Raw genomic sequence first — 22,013 nt, 5'->3', positions numbered from 1 at the left:
TCGTGCCGGACTCCCTGACGCCCAAGGCCGCGCAGACCCGCGCCGCGATCCTCGCGACGGCGCTCGGCCTGTTCCGCGAGGAGGGCTACGACCGCACGACCATGCGCGCGGTCGCCAAGGAGGCGGGGGTCTCGCTCGGCAGCACGTACTACTACTTCGCCTCCAAGGAGCATCTCGTCCAGGCGTTCTACGACGAGCTGCTCGCCGAGCACGAGGCGGCCGTCGAGGACGTGCTCGCCCGCGAGTCCGGCTTCGCGGACCGGCTCCGGGGCAGCCTCGACGCGTGGCTGGCCGTCGCGGAGCCGCACCACGCCTTCGCCGCGCAGTTCTTCCGCAACGCCGCCGACCCGGCCAGCCCGCTCTCGCCGTTCAGCGCGGAGTCCGCCCCGCCCGCGAGGGGAGCGTCGCGCTGATGCGCCGCCTGCTGGAGGGCTCCGACGCGAAGGTCTCCCGCCGCCTGGAGGGTCGCCTCCCCGAGCTGCTGTGGCTGCTGCAGATGGGCGTCGTCCTGTTCTGGGTGTACGACGCCAGCACGGGCCAGCAGCGCACCCGCGTTCTCGTGCGCGGCGTCGTCCCGCTGGTCGACCGGCTGGTCCGGATGAGCCGGTTGCCGGTGCTGCGCGGCGTCGTCGACGACGTACTCACCCTCCTGGACGCGGTGAGCGGCAACGGGGAGAGTTAGGACTCGGTCCGTACTTTGGTCGGCACCGGCTGCATCTGTAGAGTGCTCTCCGGTGGATCCTCCACATGCTCGGTCGCGCCCTCAAGCAGGACGCGGACGAGCGGGAGGGCCGCGGAGGGCACTAGCTCAACTGGCAGAGCATCGGTCTCCAAAACCGAAGGTTGGGGGTTCAAGTCCCTCGTGCCCTGCAAGAGATGACGACGAGCCGGCCGGGAGGCCGGCCGCTGAGAAGGAGAAGGTGAGCAGCGTGGCGGATGCTCCGGCAGTCCGTGGGGGTCGCAAGGACTCCTCGGGCGGCAAGCAGTCCGAGAAGCGCACCGGGCCGGTGACCTTCTACCGCCAGGTCGTCGCCGAGCTCCGCAAGGTGGTCTGGCCGACCCGGGAGCAGCTCGGCACCTACTTCGTGGTCGTGATGGTCTTCGTTCTCATCATGATCGCCCTGGTGTCGGCCCTGGACCTCGCGCTCGGAAAGCTCGCGTTCGAGGTCTTCACCGGCGCCGACGACATCTGAGCGTCGACGCGTCCCCGCGTCGGCAGACAAGAAGTTTTCGACAACTGATGGAGCAGCACGTGTCCGAGCAGTACGACCCGGCCCAGGCTGACGAGGCGCTCGCCGAGGCGGCCCACGACGTCGCCGACGTCGAGGACGCCGAGGACACCGCCCTCGAGGAGACCGCCGCGGCCGACGACGCCGAGCAGACCGTCGAGGTCGACGAGACCGTCGACGTCGAGGGTGCCGACGAGATCGCCGCCGTCGAGGACGACGCCGACCTCGACGAGGACCTCGACGAGGAGGCCGAGGCCGAGCCGGCCGAGGATGAGGTCGCCGGCGAGGAGCCCGAGGCCGCCGAGGACGACCCGCTCGAGGCGTTCCGCCGCGAGCTGTGGGCCAAGCCCGGCGACTGGTTCGTGGTGCACACCTACTCCGGCATGGAGAACCGGGTGAAGCAGAACCTCGAGAACCGGATCCACTCCCTCAACATGGAGGACTACATCCACGAGATCGTGGTCCCCACCGAGGAGGTCGCCGAGATCAAGAACGGCCAGCGCAAGATGGTCAAGCGCACCGTTCTCCCCGGCTACGTCCTGGTCCGGATGGATCTCACCGACGAGTCGTGGGCCGCCGTCCGGCACACCCCGTCGGTCACCGGCTTCGTCGGCCACAGCCACCAGCCGGTGCCGCTGAGCATGGACGAGGTCGAGAAGATGCTGGCCCGGCCGTCGTCACCGCGGCCGCCGCCGAGGCGGAGGCCGCCGCGGCCAGCACCGGCGGGGCCGCCGCCGCGCCGGCCAAGAAGCCGATCGAGGTTGCCGACTTCGGCCTCAACGACTCCGTCCTCATCGTCGACGGCGCGTTCGCCACGCTCCACGCGACGATCACCGAGATCAATGCCGAGGCCCAGCGGGTCAAGGCGCTGGTCGAGATCTTCGGCCGCGAGACCCCGGTCGAGCTCTCCTTCAGCCAGATCCAGCGGGTCTGAATTTCGCCGTCCGCGCCCCGGCGCGGAAGAATGTCCGGGTTGCCCGGTCCGTCCGACGGCCGGCCTGGCGACGCAGGTGGCAGAGGCGTGCGTCGTACGCCTCGTCATGACCACGAGAAGAAAGAGATTGAGGAATGCCTCCCAAGAAGAAGATCGCCGCACTGGTCAAGGTGCAGCTGCAGGCCGGCTCGGCCACCCCGGCTCCGCCGGTCGGTACCGCGCTCGGTCCGCACGGCGTCAACATCATGGACTTCTGCAAGGCGTACAACGCCCAGACCGAGTCCATGCGCGGCAACGTCATCCCGGTCGAGATCACGATCTACGAGGACCGGACCTTCGACTTCATCACGAAGACCCCGCCGGCCGCGGAGCTGATCAAGAAGGCCGCCGGCCTCCAGAAGGGCTCGGGCGTCCCGCACAAGGAGAAGGTCGGCAAGCTGACCAAGGACCAGGTGCGCGAGATCGCCACGACGAAGCTCCCCGACCTGAACGCCAACGACATCGACGCCGCGATGAAGATCGTGGAGGGCACCGCCCGCTCCATGGGCGTCACCGTCGACTGAAACGCCGTGGAAGGGCCGCGCTGGCCCGCTGACCACACCTCCTCCTCTACTTAAGGAATCACCATGCAGCGCAGCAAGACCTACCGCGCGGCTGCGGAGACGTTCGACAAGAACGAGCTCTACGCGCCGCTGGCCGCGATCAAGATCGCCAAGGCCGCCAGCAAGAAGAAGTTCGACGAGACCGTCGACGTCGTCATGCGCCTGGGCGTCGACCCGCGCAAGGCCGACCAGATGGTCCGCGGCACCGTCAACCTGCCCCACGGCACCGGCAAGACCGCCCGCGTCCTCGTCTTCGCGAACGCCGACAAGGCCGAGGCCGCCCGTGAGGCCGGCGCCGACTTCGTCGGTGGCGACGAGCTGATCGACAAGGTCGCCGGCGGCTGGACCGACTTCGACGCCGTCGTCGCCACCCCGGACCTGATGGGCAAGGTCGGCCGCCTCGGTCGCGTGCTCGGTCCCCGTGGCCTGATGCCGAACCCGAAGGTCGGCACCGTGACGCCGGACCCGGCCAAGGCCGTCTCCGACATCAAGGGCGGCAAGATCGAGTTCCGCGTCGACCGCCACGCCAACCTGCACTTCATCATCGGCAAGGCCTCCTTCTCCGAGCAGCAGCTCGCCGAGAACTACGCCTCCGCCCTCGAGGAGGTGCTGCGGCTCAAGCCGGCCAGCTCCAAGGGCCGCTACCTGAAGAAGGTCACCGTCTCCACGACCATGGGCCCCGGCGTCCAGGTCGACCCCAACCGCGTCAAGAACGTCGCGGTCGAGGACGAGGCCTGATCCAGGCACCCCGTCAGTACGTCGAAGCCCCGGGTCGCCGCGAAGGTGGCCGGGGCTTCGTCGTACGTCCGAGAGTTCTTGGCCTTCTCCTGCGCTTCTTGCCCGTTGCAACGGGCAAGAAGCGCAGGAATCACCGCTGAAGCGGCGATTCCTGCACCCGCTCAGGCCGTGAGCTGCTCCAGCGCGGCGAGCTCGACACAGACCGCCACGCCGGCCATGGCGGCCTGGACCTCGTCGAGGACGGGGAAGGTGGGGGCGAGGCGGATGTTGCGGTCGTTCGGGTCGTCGCCGTGGGGGAACGCCGAGCCGGCGGGGGTCAGCGCGATGCCGGCCTCCTTCGCGAGCTGGACCACGCGCGACGCCGTACCGTCGAGGACGTCGAGGTTCACGAAGTAGCCGCCGGCGGGGGCGGTCCACTCGGCGATGCCGAGCCCACCGAGCCGGGAGGAGAGCGCCTCCTCCACCGCCGCGAACTTCGGCGCGATCAGGTCGCGGTGCTTGCGCATGTGGGCGCGGACGCCGTCGGCGTCGCCGAAGAACTCGACGTGGCGCAGGTGGTTGACCTTGTCGGGGCCGATCGCGGCGAAGCTCAGGCGCTGGAGGTACCACGCCTTGTTCTCGGGCGAGGCGGCGAGCGCCGCGACGCCGGCACCGGCGAAGGTGATCTTCGAGGTCGAGGCGAACATGATCGGCCGGTTCGGGTGGCCGGAGGCGGCGGCCAGGCCCAGGGCGTCGGCGCTCTTGGCCTCGTCGTCGGTGAGGTGGTGCACGGCGTAGGCGTTGTCCCACAGGATCCGGAAGTCCGGCGCGGCGGTCGGCATCGCCATCAGCTCGGCCGCCACCTCGGCGGAGCAGACCGCGCCCGTGGGGTTGGCGTACGTCGGCACGATCCACATGCCCTTGACGCTCGGGTCGTCGGCGACCAGCGCCCGGACGGCGGCGACGTCGGGCCCGTCGGCGTTCATCGGCACGGTCACCATCTCGATGCCGAGCTCGGCGAGCATGGTGAAGTGACGGTCGTAGCCGGGCACCGGGCAGACGAACTTCACGACCGGCTCCTGCGACCACGGCCGCGGCGAGTCGGGGCCGCCCTTGAGCAGCATCGCGGTGATGACCTGGTGCATCATCGTCAGGCTGGAGTTGCCCCCGCAGACGACATTCGCGACGTCGACGCCGAGCAGGTCGGCGAAGATCTCCCGCAGCTCGAGCAGGCCCTCGAGACCGCCGTAATTGCGGACGTCCGTGCCTGACCGATCGCGGTACGACGACGGGAGCCCCAGCAGCGCGTCGGACAGGTCGAGCTGGTCGGCGCCGGGCTTGCCGCGGGTCAGGTCGAGCTTCAGGCCGCGTGCCTTCAGCTCGTCGTAGGCGGCGCGCACGGTCGTCAGGCGCGCGGCGAGCTCGTCGGCGGACAGGGCGGACAGCGGCGTCACGGAGGTGGTCACGGCACCATCGTGCCGCACCGCCCGGGCCGCCCGCGATTTGGCTGCCGCCGCGTGCTCGCCGTAGTCTCCTCGGTGAAACCTGAAGACCGCCGGTCGTCCGGGCTCCGAGCCCTGACCGAAGGTTCCGCCGAGAGGCGGACGGCCTGCGCAGGGGATCAGAGCAGCACCGGATGCGCCGCAGGGCGCACGAGGTCCACGCCCTGAGCGCCTGCGCTCGGGGCGTCCGTCATTCGACGGGTCCTTCGCGGTGGTCCCCATCCGGAAGGAGACCCATGGCGCGGGCAGACAAGCAGGCCGCCGTCGCGGAGATCGCTGAGTCCTTCAGCGACTCCGCTGGCGCTGTGCTGACCGAGTACCGCGGTCTCACCGTCAAGGAGCTGCAGGACCTTCGCCGCTCCCTCGGTGCGAACGCCAACTACGCCGTGGTCAAGAACACGCTGGCCAAGCTCGCCGCCAAGGAGGCGGGCATCGAGGGCTTCGACGAGCTCCTCACCGGCCCGACCGCCATCGCCTTCATCAAGGGCGACGTCGTCGAGGCCGCCAAGGGCCTGCGTGACTTTGCCAAGGCGAACCCCACCCTGGTCATCAAGGGTGGCGTTCTCGACGGCGCGCTCCTCGACGCGAAGGAGATCGCCAAGCTGGCCGATCTCGAGTCGCGCGAGGTGCTCCTGGGCAAGCTCGCGGGCGCGATGCTCGCTTCGCTCAGCCAGGCCGTCTACCTCCTCAACGCCCCGCTCGCCCAGGCTGCCCGGCTCGCCGGCGCCCTGGAGGCGAAGGCGCAGGAGGACCCCTCGATCCTCGCAGGTGGTGCCGGTACGCCGGCCGCCGCCGAGGAGGCCCCGGCTGCCGACGAGGCCGCCGCCGAGGAGGCCCCGAGGCCCCGAGGCTGCTGCCGACGAGGCCGCCGAGCCGACCGACGCCTGAGACCAGGCTGACGTACCCCACCACCTGAAACCCGGACCGCGGCGACAGCCGTCGCGGGCCACAAGCACCAAGAAGGAGACGCCACCATGGCGAAGCTCACCACCGACGAGCTCCTCGACGCGTTCAAGGAGATGACCCTCATCGAGCTCTCCGAGTTCGTGAAGCAGTTCGAGGAGACCTTCGGCGTCACCGCCGCCGCCCCGGTCGCCGTTGCCGCCGCCCCGCCGCCGGCGGTGCCGCCGCGGGTGGCGACGACGCCGCTGCCGCGCAGGACGAGTTCGACGTCATCCTCGAGGCCGCTGGTGACAAGAAGATCAACGTCATCAAGGAGGTCCGCGCGCTGACCTCCCTCGGCCTCAAGGAGGCGAAGGACCTCGTCGAGGGCGCCCCGAAGCCGATCCTCGAGAAGGTCAACAAGGAGACGGCCGACAAGGCCAAGGAGTCCCTCGAGGGCGCCGGCGCCACCGTCACCCTGAAGTGACCCACGCCTGAGCGAACGCTCCGGTCACGAGGCCGGCAGAGCATCCTGCTCTGCCGGCCTCGTGCATTTCTCTCGGTCCCGCCGCGTATCACTACTGGCGAGTTGGACGCTAGGCCTACTCGCCAGTACTTTGCGGGTCTCGATGGCCGAGTAGGCGTGACGCATGCCACGGGTGACGCGTAACGTGCGCCACGCGGTTGCGTTGTTCCTTACGCAGCCGGGGCCGGCGAGCGGACGTAGGGAGAGGTCAAGCATGGGCGTCGACGTACAGGTCACGAACCTGACGAAGCAGTTCGGGAAGCAGCTCATCTGGAAGGGCGTGACGCTGACCCTGCCCGCGGGGGAGATCTCGGTGATGCTCGGTCCGTCGGGCACGGGCAAGTCCGTCTTCCTCAAGGCCCTCATCGGCCTGATCAAGCCCGACGAGGGCTCCATCGTCATCGAGGGCACCGACATCGCCAGCTGCTCCGAGAAGGAGCTCTACGAGATCCGCAAGCTGTTCGGCGTGCTGTTCCAGGACGGCGCGATGTTCGGCTCGATGAACCTCTACGACAACGTCGCCTTCCCGCTGCGCGAGCACACCAAGAAGAGCGAGTCCGAGATCCGTGACATCGTCATGGAGAAGATGGACATGGTCGGTCTGCTCGGCGCGGAGATGAAGCTCCCGGGCGAGATCTCCGGCGGCATGCGCAAGCGCGCCGGCCTGGCCCGCGCCCTGGTGCTCGACCCCGAGATCCTGCTGATCGACGAGCCCGACTCCGGTCTCGACCCGGTGCGCACGTCGTTCATCAACCAGCTCTTCGTCGACCTCAACGCCCAGATCGACGCGACCTTCCTCATCGTCACCCACGACATCCACAGCGTCCGGGTGGTGCCCGACCAGATCGGCCTGCTCTACCACAAGCACCTCGCCATGTACGGCCCGCGCGAGATGCTGCTGTCCTCGGACGAGCCCGTGGTGCGCCAGTTCCTCAACGCCCAGACGATCGGCCCGATCGGCATGTCGGAGGAGAAGGACGCCGACCAGCTCGAGGCGGAGAAGGACATGGACCTGCCGCCACTCCCGCCGATCCCGCTGCAGATGGAGCCGTCCAACGGCATCCCGCGCCGGGCGCAGGCCGCGCCCGGTGCCTGGTGCCGGGCCAACGGCGTGACCCCTCCGCCGGGCTCGTTCACCCGCGAGGCGGAGCACGCCGCAGGACAACAGCAGCAGGGCTGAACGAGCAACACGGGCACGAGGGTCGGAACAGGGACGGAAAGGGGCGGTAGGTGTCGCTCACTGCTGCACGGGTGATCGCCCCGCTCGGCACGGCAGGCAAGCTCTTCGCGTTCGCGCTGGACGTCGGACGGGGCCTGTTCCGGCGACCGTTCCAGGGTCGCGAGTTCATCCAGCAGGCCTGGTTCATCGCGTCCGTCACGATCATCCCGACCGCCCTCGTCGCGATCCCCTTCGGCGCGGTCATCGCGCTGCAGGTCGGCGGCCTGATCAAGCAGTTCGGCGCGCAGTCCTTCACCGGCTCCGCCTCGGTGCTGGCGGTCATCCAGCAGGCCGGCCCGATCGCGACCGCGCTGCTGATCGCGGGCGCCGGCGGCTCGGCCATCGCGGCCGACCTCGGCGCGCGCAAGATCCGCGAGGAGCTCGACGCGATGATGGTGCTGGGCATCGACCCGATCCAGCGCCTCGTCGTCCCCCGCGTGCTCGCCTGCATGCTGGTCGCCGTCTTCCTCAACGGCATGGTCAGCGTCGTCGGTGTCGCCGGCGGCTATGTCTTCAACGTGATCCTGCAGGACGGTACGCCGGGCGCGTACCTCGCCAGCTTCACCGCCCTCGCCCAGCTGCCCGACGTGTGGATCGGCATGATCAAGGCGCTCGTCTTCGGTCTGATCGCCGCGATCGTCGCCTCCTACAAGGGCATGAACGCCGGCGGCGGCCCGAAGGGCGTCGGCGACGCGGTCAACGAGTCCGTCGTCATCACCTTCCTGCTCCTGTTCGTCGTCAACTTCACCCTGAGCACGATCTACCTCCAGGTCGTGCCCCCGAAGACGGGTTAGCGAAGTGGCGAGCATCAAGGCGATCTACGACCGGCCCATGAAGGGCCTGGACAACCTCGGCCACGAGCTGTCCTTCTACATCAAGGTGCTGCTGGCGCTGCCGCGCTCGGTCAAGCGCTACCCGCGCGAGATCCTGCGGATCCTCGCCGAGGTCACCCTCGGCTCGGGCGCGCTCGCCGTCATCGGCGGCACCGTCGGCGTCATCATCGGCATGACCTTCTTCACCGGCGCCCAGGTCGGCCTGTCCGGGTACGCCGCGCTCAACCAGCTCGGCACCGCGGCCTTCGCCGGCTTCGTCTCCGCCTACTTCAACACCCGCGAGATCGCCCCGCTCGTCGCCGGCATCGCGCTCGCGGCGACGGTCGGCTGTGGCTTCACCGCCCAGCTCGGCGCCATGCGGATCTCCGAGGAGATCGACGCGGTCGAGGTGATGGCGATCCCGTCGATGCAGTTCCTGGTGACCACCCGGGTCGTCGGCGGGCTGATCGCGATCGTCCCGCTGTACGTCGTGGGCCTGTTGTCGTCGTACGTCGCGAGCAGGCTGGTGGTCACCCAGTTCTACGGGCAGTCATCGGGCACCTACGACCATTACTTCAACCAGTTCCTGCCACCCGGCGACGTGCTGTGGTCCTTCGGCAAGGTGCTGGTGTTCGCGGTCGTGGTGATCCTGATCCACTGCTACCACGGCTACACCGCCTCGGGCGGGCCTGCCGGCGTGGGCGTGGCGGTGGGCCGCGCGGTGCGGACCAGCATCGTGGCGATCAACGTGATCGACCTGTTCCTCTCGATGGCGATCTGGGGCGCCTCGACGACCGTCCGGCTGGCGGGGTGATCGGCTGATGGACCGGATCCTCTCCGCCCACAAGGCGCTCGGCGTCCTCTTCGTGGCCCTGCTGCTGCTCGGCGTGTGGCTGACCTACGCGACCTTCACCAAGAAGTTCACCGACTACGACGAGGTCACCCTCAAGACGTCCTCGATCGGCCTCCAGCTGCCCAATCGCGCGGACGTGAAGGTCCGGGGCGTCATCGTCGGCGAGGTGCTCGACGCGCGCTCCGGCGCCAGCGGCGCGGAGCTGACCCTCGGCCTCTACCCCGACAAGATCGGCGTGATCCCGGCCAATGTCACCGGGTCGATCGTGCCGAAGACGCTGTTCGGCGAGAAGTACGTCGCGCTCGAGGTGCCCGACGGCGGGCCGTCCGGCACGATGCGCGCCGGGGCGACCATCGACCGCACCGAGGTGTCGACCGAGCTCGAGCAGGTCCTCTCCGACCTGTACCCGCTGCTGCGCACCGTCCAGCCGGCCGAGCTCAACGCCACCCTCACCGCCCTGGCGACGGCGCTGGAGGGACGTGGCGAGCTGCTCGGCAAGAACCTCGAGACGCTCGACGGCTACCTCAAGCGGCTCAACCCGCAGATCCCGGCGCTGCTGGAGGACCTGAAGCTCACCGCCCAGGTCTCCGACACCTACGCCGACATCCTCCCCCAGGTGGCCCAGATCCTCGACGACACCGTGAAGACGACCGGCACGCTGGAGGAGCGCGAGGCCGCGCTCACCGCGACCCTGCGCGACATCCGGAGCTTCTCCGACACCGCGCGCTCCTTCCTCGACGCCAACGCCGAGCGCCTCAAGCGCGCCGGCGAGCTGAGCACCGAGACCCTGCGCGCCGTCGCCCGCTACGCACCCACCATCCCGTGCATGTCGGCCGGCATCGTGAAGGCCCAGGGCCGGCTGGCCGAGGCGTTCCGCGGCTTCGAGCTGCACATCGTGCTCGAGACACTGCAGGACCAGCCGCGGCAGTACACCGCCAAGGACCGCCCGATCTTCGGCGACGACCGCGGCCCCGACTGCCTGGGCCTGCCGGACATCCCGTGGAGCCAGGAGAACCCGTTCCCGCCGCTCCCGCACCTCAACGACGGCATGAACGGCGACACCGGCAAGGGCAACCTGCGCCCGGCGACCGGTTACACCGGCAGCCCCGACGACGTGACCGCCCTGCGCGGCGTGCTCGACCAGGAGTACGACGGCGCCGGCTCCGACCTCAACGTGCTCCTCGCGGGCCCCCTCCTCGCAGGAGGGGTGCACTGATGGCCATCCGCGGCATGGACAAGAAGACCGGCGGCGACCTGATCCGGCTGGTCGTGTTCATGGTGACCACGGCGCTCGCGACGAGCGTCCTCATCATCACCATCGGCAACCTCTCCTTCGGGGCCACCAAGGACTACGCCGCCGACTTCGTCGACGCCACGGGCGTCAACAAGGGCGACGACATCCGGATCGCCGGCGTCAAGGTCGGCACCGTCCAGAAGGTCGAGATCGTCGAGGCCGACCGGGCCCGGGTGACGTTCTCGGTCGACGCGGACACCCGGCTCGACGACGCCACCCACGCGACGGTGAAGTACCGCAACCTGATCGGCCAGCGCTACATCTCGCTGACCCAGGACGGCGACGGCGCCGACCGCCTCGGCGAGGGTGACGCGATCCCGGTCGGCCGCACCAAGCCGGCCCTGGACCTGACCGTCCTCTTCAACGGCTTCAAGCCGCTGTTCCAGGCGCTCTCGCCCGACGACATCAACAAGCTGTCGTACGAGATCGTCCAGGTCTTCCAGGGCGAGGGCGGCACCGTCGAGGGCCTGCTGTCGAGCACCGCGTCGGTCACCCAGACCCTGGCCGACCGCGACAAGGTCATCGGCGACCTGTTGACGAACCTCGACTACGTCCTCGACCACGTCGCCGACCGCGACAAGCAGCTGACCAACCTGATCGACAGCTTCCGCACCTTGATCGGCGGCCTCAACGACGACCGCGAGGCGATCCTGTCCTCCCTGGACTCGATCTCGGAGCTGTCGGTGCAGACCGCGGCCCTCGTGACCGACATCAAGGACCCGTTCGTCAAGGACATCAAGGAGCTGCGCGAGGTCGCCGGCACCCTGGACAAGAACCGCCAGGAGATCGACCGCGCCCTGCAGGTCCTGCCGATCAAGCTCACCAAGATCGGCCGTACGGCGACCTACGGCTCCTGGTTCAACTTCTACCTGTGCCACTTCAAGGCCACGATCAAGATCCCCGGGGTCGCCAACCCGGTCAGCGCCACCTACGGCGTGACCGCCGACCGGTGCACGCTCGGATGAGGGGGGTGAGTCATCGATGAAGCCCTTCCGCGAGCGCAACCCCGTGGTGATCGGCGCCGTGAGCATCGCGACCCTGCTCCTGCTCCTCGTCGCCGCCCTGCGCGCCAACGACCTGCCGCTGATCGGTGGGGGAGACACCTACTACGCCTCGTTCTCGGAGGCCGGCGGCCTCAAGGAGAAGGACGAGGTGCGCATCGCCGGCGTCCGGGTGGGCCAGGTGACCTCGATGGAGCTCGACGGCAACGCGGTGAAGGTCGCGTTCAAGATCCGGACCGACACCCCGTTCGGCGACCAGACCCGGGCCGACATCAAGGTCAAGACCATCCTCGGCTCGATGTACCTCTCGCTCGACCCCGCGGGCTCCGGCCAGCTCGCGAAGGGGGCCGTGATCCCGGTCGAGCGCACCAGCTCGCCGTACGACGTGGTCGAGGCCTTCACCGGCCTGGCCGAGACGTCCGCGGACATCGACACCGACCAGCTCGCCAGCGCGCTGACGACGCTGGCCGACCTGACCCGCAACACTCCCGAGGAGTTCCGGGCGGCGCTCGACGGGCTCTCCTCGCTCGCCGAGACGGTCGCCTCGCGCGACGACGAGATCAACTCCCTGCTCAAGAACCTCAACCGGGTGTCGACCGTCCTCGACTCGCGCGACGACGACATCGTCGCGCTGATGAAGGACGCCGACTCGCTGTTCACCGCGCTGCTCCAGCGCAAGGCGCAGATCCACCGCCTGCTGGTGTCGACGACGAAGCTGAGCAAGAAGCTGACCCGCCTGATCAAGGAGAGCCGGGCCGACCTCAAGCCCGCGCTCGACCACCTCGACTCGGTGCTGCAGGTCGTGAAGAAGAACGAGGACAACCTCGAGGAGTCGATCCACCTGATGGCGCCGTTCTACCGCGTCTTCGCCAGCACCCTCGGCAACGGGCCGTGGTTCGACACCTACATCTTCAACCTGCCGCCGGTGCCCGGGACGGTGGGCCAATGAGCACCGTGCGCCGCTGGCTCCCGCTCGCCGTCATCGGGGTCCTGATCGTCACCGGTCTGGTCTGGATGTTCGGCGGCTCGGGCAACGACAAGACGGTGACCGCCTACTTCCCGCGGGCCGTGTCGGTCTACGTCGGCAGCGAGGTCCGCGTCCTCGGCATCCCCGTCGGCCGGGTCCGCGAGGTCGTGCCGGAGGGCACCAAGGTCAAGGTCGTGATGGGCTACGACTCCGACGTGAAGGTGCCGGCCGACGCGGACGCCGTCATCGTTTCGCCGTCCGTGGTCGGCGACCGCTACATCCAGCTCTCGCCGGCGTTCGAGGACGGCGACCGGGTGATGGCCGACAACACCGTCATCGACGCGACCAAGACCGCGATCCCGCTGGAGCTCGACGAGATCTACGGCAGCATCGACAAGCTGACCGTCGCCCTCGGCCCGGAGGGGGCCAACAAGCAGGGTGCGCTGACCGACCTGCTCGAGCAGACCGCGCGGAACTTCGGCGGCCAGGGCGCCCAGTTCCACCAGACCATCGAGGACTTCGGCCGGCTCAGCGAGACCCTCGACAACAACAAGGACGACCTCTTCGAGTCCGCCCAGCAGCTCGAGTCCTTCCTCAAGACGCTGGCCGACAACGACACCACGGTGCGCGACTTCAGCAAGTCCCTCGGCGACGTGTCCAGCCTGCTGGCCGACGAGCGCCAGGAGCTCACCACCGCCCTGTCGAACCTCGGTACGGCGCTCGACCAGGTCGGCCGGTTCGTCAAGCGCAACCGCGCCGTGCTCGGCCGCAACATCCGCGACGTCAACCGGGTCGCCAAGGTGCTGGTCCGCCAGCGCGCCGCCCTCGACGAGCTGCTCCAGGCCGGCCCGCTGGCGATCACGAACCTCTACCACACCTACAACCCCAAGGACGGCACGCTCGACACCAACGCCAACCTCGGCAACATCGTGCACGAGCTGACGTCCAACCCCGGCGCGGTGCTCTGCGCGCTGGTGTCGGCCGCCGACAAGGAAGGCAACATCTGCGGCCTGATCGAGACGCTGCTGCCGCGCAGCGCGCCGTTCGGCACCGGCTCCTGGTACGGCGAGCCCTACGACCCGACGCTCAACGGCCTGGTGGAGGTGGACCGATGACCCTCCGGACCCGCCTGCGCGCACTGGCCGCGCTGCTGGCCGGCATGGTGATGCTCACCGGCTGCGACTTCGACGTCTACGAGCTGCCGCTGCCCGGCGGCGCCGACACCGGCAAGGACCCGATCCAGGTCACCGTCCGCTTCGACGACGTCCTCGACCTGGTGCCCAAGTCGTCGGTCAAGGTCAACGACGTCGCCGTCGGGCAGGTGAGCGGGGTCCGGCTCGACGGCTACCAGGCCGTGGTCACCCTCGAGCTGCGCAAGGACGTCGACCTGCCCGACAACCCGGTCGCCTCGATCCGGCAGACCAGCCTCCTCGGCGAGAAGTTCGTCTCGCTCGCCGCGCCGGCCACCGGCGCCCGGGGCCGGCTCTCCGACGGGGACGTGATCGAGGACGGCGGCCGCAACCCCGAGGTCGAGGAGGTGCTCGGCGCGCTCAGCCTGGTCCTCAACGGCGGCGGCATCGCCCAGCTGAAGACCATCTCCACCGAGCTCAACCTCGCCCTCGAGGGCCGCGAGGACTCCGCCAAGTCGGTGCTCACCCAGGTCTCCTCGCTGATGGGCCAGCTCGACCAGCGCAAGCAGGACATCGTCGACGCCATCGAGTCGGTCAACCGGCTCGCCGTCACCGCCCGCCAGCACCAGGACAGCATCGACCTCGCCCTCGAGGAGCTGCCGAGCGCGCTGGAGTCCCTCGACCGGCAGCGCGACGACCTGGTCGCGATGCTCGACGGGCTCACCCAGCTCAGCGACGTCGGCGTACGGGTCATCAAGACCACGAAGACCGCGACGATCGACACGCTCAAGATGCTCGACCCGGTGCTCTCCCAGATCGCCAAGGCCGGCGACGACTTCGCGAAGGGCTTCAGCACCTTCCTGACCTACCCGTTCATCGACGAGTCGGTCGGCCGCGACCCGCAGGTCGCCCGCAACCTGCACATGGGCGACTACGTCAACCTCTCCATCGACCTGCAGCTCGACCTCGGCAACCTCAACCTGCCGGACGTGCCGTGCATCCTCACCAACCAGCTGCCGGACTCGCCGCTGGACCAGCTGATCAACCTCAAGAACCTCTGCGACAGCACCTGGAAGACGCTGCAGGGCTGCCTGAAGACGCCGCCCGACGCGCAGAAGTGTGCGCTGCTGCCGGTCTACCTGCTCGATGACGTCTGCGCCGCCGTCAAGCTCCTGTGCAACCTCACCGGCGGTCTGACCGGCGGGCTGACCGGTGGCGCGAAGGGCGGCGCCGCCGGCAACGCGAGCGCGGGCACGAACCCCATCCAGAGCCTGCTCGACAGCGTGCTCAAGGGCGGCGGTCTCGGCCGGCCGGCGCCGGGCGGCGACAGCGCGGTCGACGCGATGTGGTCGGAGTTCGACGCGACGTACGACATCGACCTCGTCAGCCTCTACTCGGCCCCGCTGACCGAGGGCGGGCAGAAGGAGCGGGCCCGATGATCACCCGCCGCACCCGCATCCAGCTGATGGTCTTCGCGATCATCACCCTGGTCGGCGTCTCCTTCGTGGGCGCCCGCTACGCCAAGCTCGACCGGGTCGTGATCGACCGCAGCTACACCGTCGTCGCCCACTACCCGCAGTCCGGCGGCATCTTCACCGGCGCCGAGGTCACCTACCGCGGCGTCGGCATCGGCACCGTCGGCGAGCTGGTGCTGACCGACGAGGGCGTCGACGTGAAGCTCGACATCGACAAGAAGTGGGACAAGATCCCCGCCGACACCCTCGCGCTGGTCGGCAACCGCTCCGCCGTCGGCGAGCAGTACGTCGAGCTGCAGCCGCAGACCGACGACGGCCCGTACCTCCGCGAGGGCTCGGAGATCTCCGACGTCGCCACGCCGATCGCCACCGAGAAGCTGCTGGGCGACCTGTCCGCCACGGTCGCGAGCGTCGACCGGGAGGCGCTGCAGACCACGGTCAGCGAGCTCGGCCAGGCCTTCGCCGGCACCGGCCCGGACCTCCAGCGGATCATCGACACCGGCAACTCCTTCATCCAGACCGCCGACGAGAACTTCGACCTCACCACCGCGTTGATCCGCGACAGCAACACCGTGCTCCAGGGCCAGGTGGCCTCGGAGTCGTCGCTGCGGACCTTCGCCCAGCAGCTGTCGCTGTTCAGCTCGGCGCTCGCCGGCGCCGACCCGGCGCTGCGCCAGGTGATCGACTCCGGCTCGGTCGCCGCGACCCAGCTGCGGACCTTCCTCGAGCAGAACGGCGTCGAGATCAGCGAGCTCCTCGCCAACCTGGTCGCCACCGGCGAGGTCGTCGTCAAGCACCTCGACGCGCTCAAGCAGTTGCTCGTCGTCTACCCGTACGCCGTCGGCGCGGGCCAGGTCGTCGTCGGCAAGCGGTCCAAGCAGCAGGGCGGCAGCGGCTTCTGGGACGCCCACTTCGGGCTCGTCCTCGCCCCGACCAGCACCCCCTGCTACGCCGGCTACAGCAAGAACCGCCGCAACCCGGAGTCCGACCGCGGCAACGCCCCGATGCCCGACAACGTCGGCTGCACCGAGCCGATCACCAAGAGCAACCCGCGCGGCACGCAGAACCTCCCGCGGGTCGCGCCCGGCGTGCAGGGCTACGACGTCGGCGTCCGGGTGGACGAGGAGACGGGCGAGCTGACCTGGGGCGTGACGGCCCAGGCGCAGCCCTGGCCGAGCACGCGAGGTAACGTGGCGCCGCCGTCCCTGGGAGAGGACTCGTGGAAGTGGCTCTACCTCCAACCGCTGCTCGACCCCACCCGATGACCGATCCCAAGGTCTCGCGCGCTCCGCGGCGCGCGCCACGCACGCTGGCGGCGTTGCCGACGCTCGCAAGACATCCAGTCTGCCTTCGCATCGGCGCCTTGCCATCGCACGCGTCGAGCGCCGCTCGCTCGCACGATCCCTCGGGATCGGTCATCCCGGTGAGAATCATCGCGTGAGGGGATCTGGTGCCGCGCTCCGCTGGAGCGTGATCGGACTGCTGCTCGGGGTCGTCGTCGCGGCGCTCGGCGTCAGCGTGTGGACGGTGGCCGCCAAGGGCACCGGCGGCGACCCGCTCGACCGGATCCAGTCGCTGCGCCACCCGCCGCCGGACGAGACCGCCGACCGCGAGAAGGCCCTGGCCGCCGCCCGGACCTTCGTCCAGCGGTTCAACACCTACGGCCCCGACCTGCTCGACAACGCGGGCAAGATGCCCGACTACGCCGCGGTCGGCAAGCTGATGACGGCGAAGTTCCGCACCGTGTTCGACAAGAACGTCGGGTACGCCGAGGAGACCGTCAAGCAGACCCAGATCGACCGCGTCGGCACGCCGTACGCCGTCGGCGTCGCCAGCATCGACGACGACTCGGCCGAGCTGCTGGTCGCCGGCGTCGTGGAGTTCTCCTACCCCGACCCCTCCGACAGCACCCAGCGGATCTCGTTCGAGCCGCTGCGGTTCCGCTACCAGGTGTCCCTCGTCAAGCAGGGCGGCACCTGGCTGGTCGACGACCTCGACGACCTCGACGACGAGCTGCCGTCCTTCGGCGAGGCCTCCATCCCCGAGGGCGGCACTCCTGGCGGCCAGCCCACCGGCGAGCCGTCGGTCGAGCCCTCCGACCAGCCGTCCGACCAGCCGTCCGACCAGCCGACCGACCAGCCGACCGACGAGCCGACGGGGGAGGGGCAGTGAGCGCCAACCTCTACGACCTCCTCGACGTCGAGGAGACCGCGACCGAGGACGAGATCCGCAGCGCCTGGAAGACGGCGATCGCCGACCTGGACCCGACCGAGCGCCGCTTCCGCGCCTACAGCGACGCGGCCGGGGTGCTCCTCGACCCCGCCAAGCGGGCGGCGTACGACGCCGAGCTGGCCGCCGAGCGCGCCGCCCAGGCCGACGCCGACGACGACGCCACCCCGGCCCCCGCGCCGGTCGACCTGACCGAGCCGGCGGACGCGACGGCGCCCGCGGACGCCGCAGCGACTCCGGCGGATCCGGCGGATCCGGCTGCTCCGGCCGCGGCGGACGAGCGCCGGGCGCCGGGGACGACCGCCCTGGTCGCCGCCGGGGTGGCCGCGGTGCTCGCCGTCGTCCTGGCCGTCTGGCTGGCGACCCAGCCCGGCGCCCGTGGCGACGAGTCGGCGAAGGACCGGGCCGAGCGCAACGTCCGCCTCGAACGTGCCGCGCTGGCCGCCGAGGCCGCGGCGGAGCAGATGGTGGCGCCGGTGCTGTCGTACAACCACCAGACGATGGCGGCCGACCTCGAGCGGCTGCGCGGCTACATGACCGACGCGATGGCGGCCAAGCAGGCCGCCGGCTGGCCCGACCTCACCAAGGAGGCCGAGGCCCAGAAGATCGTGGTCGAGGCCCGGGCGACGGGCGCGGCGCTCACCCGGGTCGACCCCGGCGGCCGGCGCGCGACGGTCGTGGTGTTCATCGACCAGAACGTCGCCAAGGACGGCCAGGACCCCTTCGTGCTCCGGATGTGGGCGACGTTCTCGCTGGTCAGGGCGTCGGGGAGCGAGTCGCGCTGGCTGCTCGACGACCTCTGCACCGACGACTCCTGCCAGTGATCCGGCGACGACGAGGCTGCGGGGGTCGGCCGCGCTGCTTGACCTCCGCGCCCGCGCCGAGCATGATCGGCAGACCGGATCCCACCGGACCCTGACCGGGGCTCGGAGCGGAGCGGTCCCTCGGCTGGGTGAGTTGCGCAGCCGACATTGTGGAGCGCGCCGATGTGGTGTACCGTGGCTCCTTGCGCCTGCCCTCAGATGCGCTTCGGCCTGCCCGGTGGCCGATGACGTGGTGGGCAGGGCGCTCTCGAAGAGTCGAACCCGTCGAAGGACAACTCTTGGCCGCGCGCACGACCCCCGGTAAGTCCCGCATCTCTTTCGCGAAGATCCAGCAGCCGCTGGAGCTCCCGCAGCTCCTCTCCCTCCAGACCGACAGCTTCGACTGGCTGATCGGCAACGAGGCGCACAAGTCCCGGATCGAGGCCCGTCGGGCCGAGGGCCAGGACGCCTCCGACAAGTCCGGCCTCGAGGAGATCTTCGAGGAGATCTCCCCGATCGAGGACTTCTCCGAGACGATGTCGCTCTCGTTCGAGAACCCGGTCTTCTACGACCCGAAGTACACCGTCGACGAGTGCAAGGAGAAGGACCTCACCTACTCCGCCCCGCTCTACGTCTCCGCGGAGTTCACCAACAACGAGACCGGTGAGATCAAGGGCCAGACGGTCTTCATGGGCGACTTCCCGCTGATGACGCCCAAGGGCACCTTCGTCATCAACGGCACCGAGCGGGTCGTCGTGTCCCAGCTCGTCCGCTCCCCGGGCGTCTACTTCGAGCGCACCGCCGACAAGACGTCCGACAAGGACATCTTCACCGCCAAGCTGATCCCGAGCCGCGGCGCGTGGCTGGAGTTCGAGATCGACAAGCGCGACATGGTCGGCGTCCGCCTCGACCGCAAGCGCAAGCAGAACGTCACCGTCCTGCTCAAGGCGCTCCAGGCGATCGCCGAGGACACCGGCGAGGAGTACGACTACGAGGCCGTCATGGCCGACCTGCGTCAGTACGAGTCGATCCAGCTGACCGAGGAGAAGGACAACACCCAGGGGCCGGACGACGCGCTGCTGGACATCTACCGCAAGCTCCGCCCGGGCGAGCCCCCGACCCGCGAGGCCGCGCTGACCCTGCTGAAGAACTACTACTTCAACCCCAAGCGCTACGACCTCGCCAAGGTCGGCCGCTACAAGGTCAACAAGAAGCTCGGCCAGCACGAGGCGTTCGACCAGCAGACGATGACGATCGCCGACATGGTCGCGACGATCAAGTACATCGTCCAGCTGCACAACGGCGACGAGTTCGTCCAGGCCATCGGCGGCGAGATCCGCAAGGACGCCGACGGCAAGGACCTCCCGGTCTCCGCCGACGACATCGACCACTTCGGCAACCGCCGCATGCGCACGGTCGGCGAGCTGATCCAGAACCAGCTCCGCACCGGCCTGGCCCGCATGGAGCGCGTGGTCCGCGAGCGGATGACGACCCAGGACGTCGAGGCGATCACGCCGCAGTCCCTGATCAACATCCGTCCCGTGGTCGCGGCGCTGAAGGAGTTCTTCGGCACCTCGCAGCTGTCGCAGTTCATGGACCAGACCAACCCGATCGCGGGCCTGACGCACAAGCGCCGCCTGTCCGCGCTCGGCCCCGGTGGTCTGTCCCGCGACCGCGCCGGCATGGAGGTCCGTGACGTCCACCCGTCGCACTACGGCCGGATGTGCCCGATCGAGACGCCGGAAGGCCCCAACATCGGCCTGATCGGCTCGCTCGCCTCCTACGGCCGGATCAACCCGTTCGGGTTCGTCGAGACGCCGTACCGCAAGGTCGACGGCGGCGTGGTCACCGACCAGATCGACTACCTCACCGCCGACGACGAGGACCGCTACGTCATCGCGCAGGCCAACGCGGCGCTCGACGCCCAGGGCCGGTTCGCCGAGGACCGGGTGCTGGTCCGCCAGCGCAACGGCGAGGTCGCCGAGGTCCCGGCCGACGAGGTCGACTACATGGACGTCTCGCCGCGCCAGATGGTGTCGGTCGCGACCGCGCTGATCCCGTTCCTCGAGCACGACGACGCCAACCGCGCGCTGATGGGCGCCAACATGCAGCGCCAGGCCGTGCCGCTCATCAAGAGCGACTCGCCGGTCGTCGGCACGGGCATCGAGTTCCGGGCCGCGGTCGACGCGGGCGACGTCGTGGTGGCCGACAAGGCCGGTGTCGTCAAGGAGGTCTCCGCCGACCTCGTCGAGACGATGAACGACGACGGCACGTACTCGTCGTACCGGCTCGCGAAGTTCAAGCGGTCCAACCAGGGCACCTGCATCAACCAGCGCCCGCTGGTCGAGGCCGGCGACCGGGTCGAGGTCGGCTCGCCGATCGCCGACGGTCCGTGCACCGACAACGCCGAGATGGCGCTGGGCACCAACCTGCTCGTGGCGTTCATGCCGTGGGAGGGCCACAACTACGAGGACGCGATCATCCTCAGCCAGCGCCTGGTGCAGGAGGACGTCCTCACCTCGATCCACATCGAGGAGCACGAGGTCGACGCCCGCGACACCAAGCTCGGCCCGGAGGAGATCACCCGCGACATCCCCAACGTCAGCGAGGAGATGCTCGCCGACCTCGACGAGCGCGGCATCATCCGGATCGGCGCCGAGGTGTCGACCGGTGACATCCTCGTCGGCAAGGTCACACCCAAGGGCGAGACCGAGCTGACCCCGGAGGAGCGCCTGCTCCGCGCGATCTTCGGTGAGAAGGCGCGCGAGGTCCGCGACACCTCGATGAAGGTCCCGCACGGCGAGTCCGGCACGGTCATCGGCGTCCGCGTCTTCGACCGCGAGGAGGGCGACGAGCTGCCGCCCGGCGTCAACCAGCTGGTCCGGGTGTACGTCGCGCAGAAGCGCAAGATCTCCGTGGGCGACAAGCTCGCCGGCCGTCACGGCAACAAGGGCGTCATCGCGAAGATCCTGCCGATCGAGGACATGCCGTTCATGGAGGACGGCACGCCGGTCGACGTCGTGCTCAACCCGCTGGGCGTGCCGCGACGGATGAACATCGGCCAGATCCTCGAGCTGCACCTCGGCTGGCTCGGCAAGCAGGGCTGGCACATCGACGCCGACCTGCGCGACGAGGAGTGGGCCAAGCGGCTCACCGCCATCGGCGCCGACGAGGCCGCGCCCGACACGAAGCTGGCCACGCCGGTCTTCGACGGTGCGCGCGAGGACGAGATCACCGGTCTGCTCGGCCAGACCCTGCCCAACCGCGACGGTGTCCGGATGGTCAAGGAGACCGGCAAGGCCAGCCTGTTCGACGGCCGCTCCGGCGAGCCGTTCAAGGACCCGGTCTCGGTCGGCTACATGTACATCCTCAAGCTCCACCACCTGGTCGACGACAAGATCCACGCGCGCTCGACCGGCCCCTACTCCATGATCACGCAGCAGCCCCTGGGCGGTAAGGCCCAGTTCGGCGGCCAGCGGTTCGGAGAGATGGAGGTCTGGGCGATGGAGGCGTACGGCGCCGCCTACGCGCTCCAGGAGCTGCTGACCATCAAGTCCGACGACGTGCCCGGTCGCGTCAAGGTCTACGAGGCCATCGTGAAGGGCGAGAACATCCCCGACTCGGGCATCCCGGAGTCGTTCAAGGTCCTCGTCAAGGAGATGCAGTCGCTCTGCCTCAACGTGGAGGTGCTGTCCCAGGACGGCACGACCATCGAGATGCGCGACGCGGAGGAGGACGTCTTCCGCGCCGCCGAGGAGCTCGGCATCGACCTGTCCCGCCGCGAGCCCAGCTCGGTCGAAGAGGTGTGAGTCGCGGGGCGCGCCTCCGGGCGCGCCCC

General features: G+C 69.5%; 19 protein-coding genes, 1 tRNA gene and 2 pseudogenes. 21 read left to right on the top strand and 1 reads right to left on the bottom strand.

What is annotated here, in order from left to right; translation table 11 throughout:
* Nucleotides 1–2: 2 nt before the first annotated feature.
* From FIV44_RS31270 to rplA, 7 genes and pseudogenes are all read left to right on the top strand, one after another.
* Nucleotides 3–413, top strand: a complete 411-nt coding sequence (locus FIV44_RS31270; protein WP_219996389.1) for a TetR/AcrR family transcriptional regulator — start codon at nucleotides 3–5, stop codon at nucleotides 411–413.
* Nucleotides 413–682, top strand: a complete 270-nt coding sequence (locus FIV44_RS31265; RefSeq protein WP_219996388.1) for a hypothetical protein — start codon at nucleotides 413–415, stop codon at nucleotides 680–682. The genes FIV44_RS31270 and FIV44_RS31265 overlap by 1 nt, the downstream gene beginning before the upstream one ends.
* Before the next feature lie 115 nt (nucleotides 683–797).
* Nucleotides 798–870, top strand: a tRNA-Trp gene (locus tag FIV44_RS10710).
* Nucleotides 871–920: 50 nt separating this feature from the next.
* Entirely contained in the window at nucleotides 921–1,193 is a 273-nt protein-coding gene (gene secE, locus FIV44_RS10705) for a preprotein translocase subunit SecE (RefSeq protein WP_141004428.1), read from the top strand.
* Between the two features lie 47 nt (nucleotides 1,194–1,240).
* Nucleotides 1,241–2,163, top strand: a pseudogene (nusG, locus tag FIV44_RS10700) (transcription termination/antitermination protein NusG).
* A 134-nt stretch (nucleotides 2,164–2,297) separates the two neighbouring features.
* Nucleotides 2,298–2,726 carry a 50S ribosomal protein L11 gene (gene rplK / locus FIV44_RS10695; RefSeq protein WP_141004427.1) on the top strand — a complete coding sequence of 143 codons (429 nt, stop codon included), beginning with the start codon at nucleotides 2,298–2,300 and terminating at the stop codon, nucleotides 2,724–2,726.
* Between the two features lie 63 nt (nucleotides 2,727–2,789).
* A complete protein-coding gene (gene rplA, locus FIV44_RS10690; RefSeq protein WP_141004426.1) occupies nucleotides 2,790–3,503 on the top strand; it encodes a 50S ribosomal protein L1 in 714 nt (237 codons plus the stop codon).
* A 161-nt stretch (nucleotides 3,504–3,664) separates the two neighbouring features.
* Here the strand turns inward: rplA and FIV44_RS10685 are convergent, their stop codons facing one another.
* Nucleotides 3,665–4,948: an aspartate aminotransferase type Ic gene (locus tag FIV44_RS10685; RefSeq protein WP_246086913.1), complete on the bottom strand. Its 1,284-nt coding sequence runs from the start codon at nucleotides 4,946–4,948 to the stop codon at nucleotides 3,665–3,667.
* 272 nt (nucleotides 4,949–5,220) lie between these two features.
* On the opposite strand from FIV44_RS10685, the gene rplJ reads away from it, so the two are divergent.
* The 14 genes and pseudogenes from rplJ to rpoB all read left to right on the top strand — a co-directional run bounded on the left by rplJ (nucleotide 5,221) and on the right by rpoB (nucleotide 21,984).
* Nucleotides 5,221–5,883 carry a 50S ribosomal protein L10 gene (rplJ, locus tag FIV44_RS10680; RefSeq protein WP_141004424.1) on the top strand — a complete coding sequence of 221 codons (663 nt, stop codon included), beginning with the start codon at nucleotides 5,221–5,223 and terminating at the stop codon, nucleotides 5,881–5,883.
* 75 nt (nucleotides 5,884–5,958) lie between these two features.
* Nucleotides 5,959–6,353, top strand: a pseudogene (gene rplL, locus FIV44_RS10675) (50S ribosomal protein L7/L12).
* Between the two features lie 253 nt (nucleotides 6,354–6,606).
* On the top strand, nucleotides 6,607–7,572 hold the full coding sequence (locus tag FIV44_RS10670) for an ABC transporter ATP-binding protein (RefSeq protein WP_141004423.1): 966 nt from the start codon (nucleotides 6,607–6,609) through the stop codon (nucleotides 7,570–7,572).
* A gap of 50 nt (nucleotides 7,573–7,622) precedes the next feature.
* Nucleotides 7,623–8,405, top strand: a complete 783-nt coding sequence (locus FIV44_RS10665; protein ID WP_141004422.1) for an MlaE family ABC transporter permease — start codon at nucleotides 7,623–7,625, stop codon at nucleotides 8,403–8,405.
* 4 nt (nucleotides 8,406–8,409) lie between these two features.
* A complete protein-coding gene (locus FIV44_RS10660; RefSeq protein WP_141004421.1) occupies nucleotides 8,410–9,237 on the top strand; it encodes an MlaE family ABC transporter permease in 828 nt (275 codons plus the stop codon).
* A gap of 7 nt (nucleotides 9,238–9,244) precedes the next feature.
* Nucleotides 9,245–10,492, top strand: coding sequence for an MCE family protein (locus FIV44_RS10655; RefSeq protein WP_141004420.1), 1,248 nt, complete (start codon nucleotides 9,245–9,247; stop codon nucleotides 10,490–10,492).
* Complete coding sequence (locus FIV44_RS10650) at nucleotides 10,492–11,535, top strand: MCE family protein (protein WP_246086912.1); 1,044 nt, start codon at nucleotides 10,492–10,494, stop codon at nucleotides 11,533–11,535. The genes FIV44_RS10655 and FIV44_RS10650 overlap by 1 nt, the downstream gene beginning before the upstream one ends.
* 16 nt (nucleotides 11,536–11,551) lie before the next feature.
* Nucleotides 11,552–12,520 carry an MCE family protein gene (locus tag FIV44_RS10645; RefSeq protein WP_141004419.1) on the top strand — a complete coding sequence of 323 codons (969 nt, stop codon included), beginning with the start codon at nucleotides 11,552–11,554 and terminating at the stop codon, nucleotides 12,518–12,520.
* On the top strand, nucleotides 12,517–13,653 hold the full coding sequence (locus tag FIV44_RS10640; protein WP_141004418.1) for an MCE family protein: 1,137 nt from the start codon (nucleotides 12,517–12,519) through the stop codon (nucleotides 13,651–13,653). Before FIV44_RS10645 ends, FIV44_RS10640 begins: the two co-directional genes overlap by 4 nt.
* Nucleotides 13,650–15,107, top strand: a complete 1,458-nt coding sequence (locus FIV44_RS10635; protein WP_141004417.1) for an MCE family protein — start codon at nucleotides 13,650–13,652, stop codon at nucleotides 15,105–15,107. The genes FIV44_RS10640 and FIV44_RS10635 overlap by 4 nt, the downstream gene beginning before the upstream one ends.
* Nucleotides 15,104–16,408, top strand: coding sequence for an MCE family protein (locus tag FIV44_RS10630; protein WP_141004416.1), 1,305 nt, complete (start codon nucleotides 15,104–15,106; stop codon nucleotides 16,406–16,408). Before FIV44_RS10635 ends, FIV44_RS10630 begins: the two co-directional genes overlap by 4 nt.
* 172 nt (nucleotides 16,409–16,580) lie before the next feature.
* Nucleotides 16,581–17,315 carry a PT domain-containing protein gene (locus FIV44_RS10625; RefSeq protein ID WP_219996387.1) on the top strand — a complete coding sequence of 245 codons (735 nt, stop codon included), beginning with the start codon at nucleotides 16,581–16,583 and terminating at the stop codon, nucleotides 17,313–17,315.
* A complete protein-coding gene (locus FIV44_RS10620) occupies nucleotides 17,312–18,196 on the top strand; it encodes a J domain-containing protein (RefSeq protein ID WP_141004415.1) in 885 nt (294 codons plus the stop codon). Before FIV44_RS10625 ends, FIV44_RS10620 begins: the two co-directional genes overlap by 4 nt.
* Nucleotides 18,197–18,474: 278 nt before the next feature.
* Entirely contained in the window at nucleotides 18,475–21,984 is a 3,510-nt protein-coding gene (gene rpoB / locus FIV44_RS10615; protein ID WP_246086911.1) for a DNA-directed RNA polymerase subunit beta, read from the top strand.
* The last annotated feature ends 29 nt before the right edge of the window (nucleotides 21,985–22,013 follow it).

The sequence above is a fragment of the Nocardioides humi genome (genome assembly GCF_006494775.1).
Classification (GTDB): Bacteria; Actinomycetota; Actinomycetes; order Propionibacteriales; family Nocardioidaceae; genus Nocardioides; species Nocardioides humi.
This window is presented reverse-complemented; position numbering and strand designations above follow the sequence as displayed.

Excerpts from the sequence above, each read along its gene's own strand:
- rplJ (WP_141004424.1), top strand. The coding sequence starts at position 5,221 with ATGGCGCGGGCAGACAAGCAGGCCGCCGTCGCGGAGATCGCTGAGTCC.
- FIV44_RS10650 (WP_246086912.1), top strand. The coding sequence starts at position 10,492 with ATGGCCATCCGCGGCATGGACAAGAAGACCGGCGGCGACCTGATCCGG.
- FIV44_RS10645 (WP_141004419.1), top strand. The coding sequence starts at position 11,552 with ATGAAGCCCTTCCGCGAGCGCAACCCCGTGGTGATCGGCGCCGTGAGC.
- rplK (WP_141004427.1), top strand. The coding sequence starts at position 2,298 with ATGCCTCCCAAGAAGAAGATCGCCGCACTGGTCAAGGTGCAGCTGCAG.
- FIV44_RS10655 (WP_141004420.1), top strand. The coding sequence starts at position 9,245 with ATGGACCGGATCCTCTCCGCCCACAAGGCGCTCGGCGTCCTCTTCGTG.
- rplA (WP_141004426.1), top strand. The coding sequence starts at position 2,790 with ATGCAGCGCAGCAAGACCTACCGCGCGGCTGCGGAGACGTTCGACAAG.
- FIV44_RS31265 (WP_219996388.1), top strand. The coding sequence starts at position 413 with ATGCGCCGCCTGCTGGAGGGCTCCGACGCGAAGGTCTCCCGCCGCCTG.
- FIV44_RS10630 (WP_141004416.1), top strand. The coding sequence starts at position 15,104 with ATGATCACCCGCCGCACCCGCATCCAGCTGATGGTCTTCGCGATCATC.
- FIV44_RS10640 (WP_141004418.1), top strand. The coding sequence starts at position 12,517 with ATGAGCACCGTGCGCCGCTGGCTCCCGCTCGCCGTCATCGGGGTCCTG.
- FIV44_RS10635 (WP_141004417.1), top strand. The coding sequence starts at position 13,650 with ATGACCCTCCGGACCCGCCTGCGCGCACTGGCCGCGCTGCTGGCCGGC.
- FIV44_RS10670 (WP_141004423.1), top strand. The coding sequence starts at position 6,607 with ATGGGCGTCGACGTACAGGTCACGAACCTGACGAAGCAGTTCGGGAAG.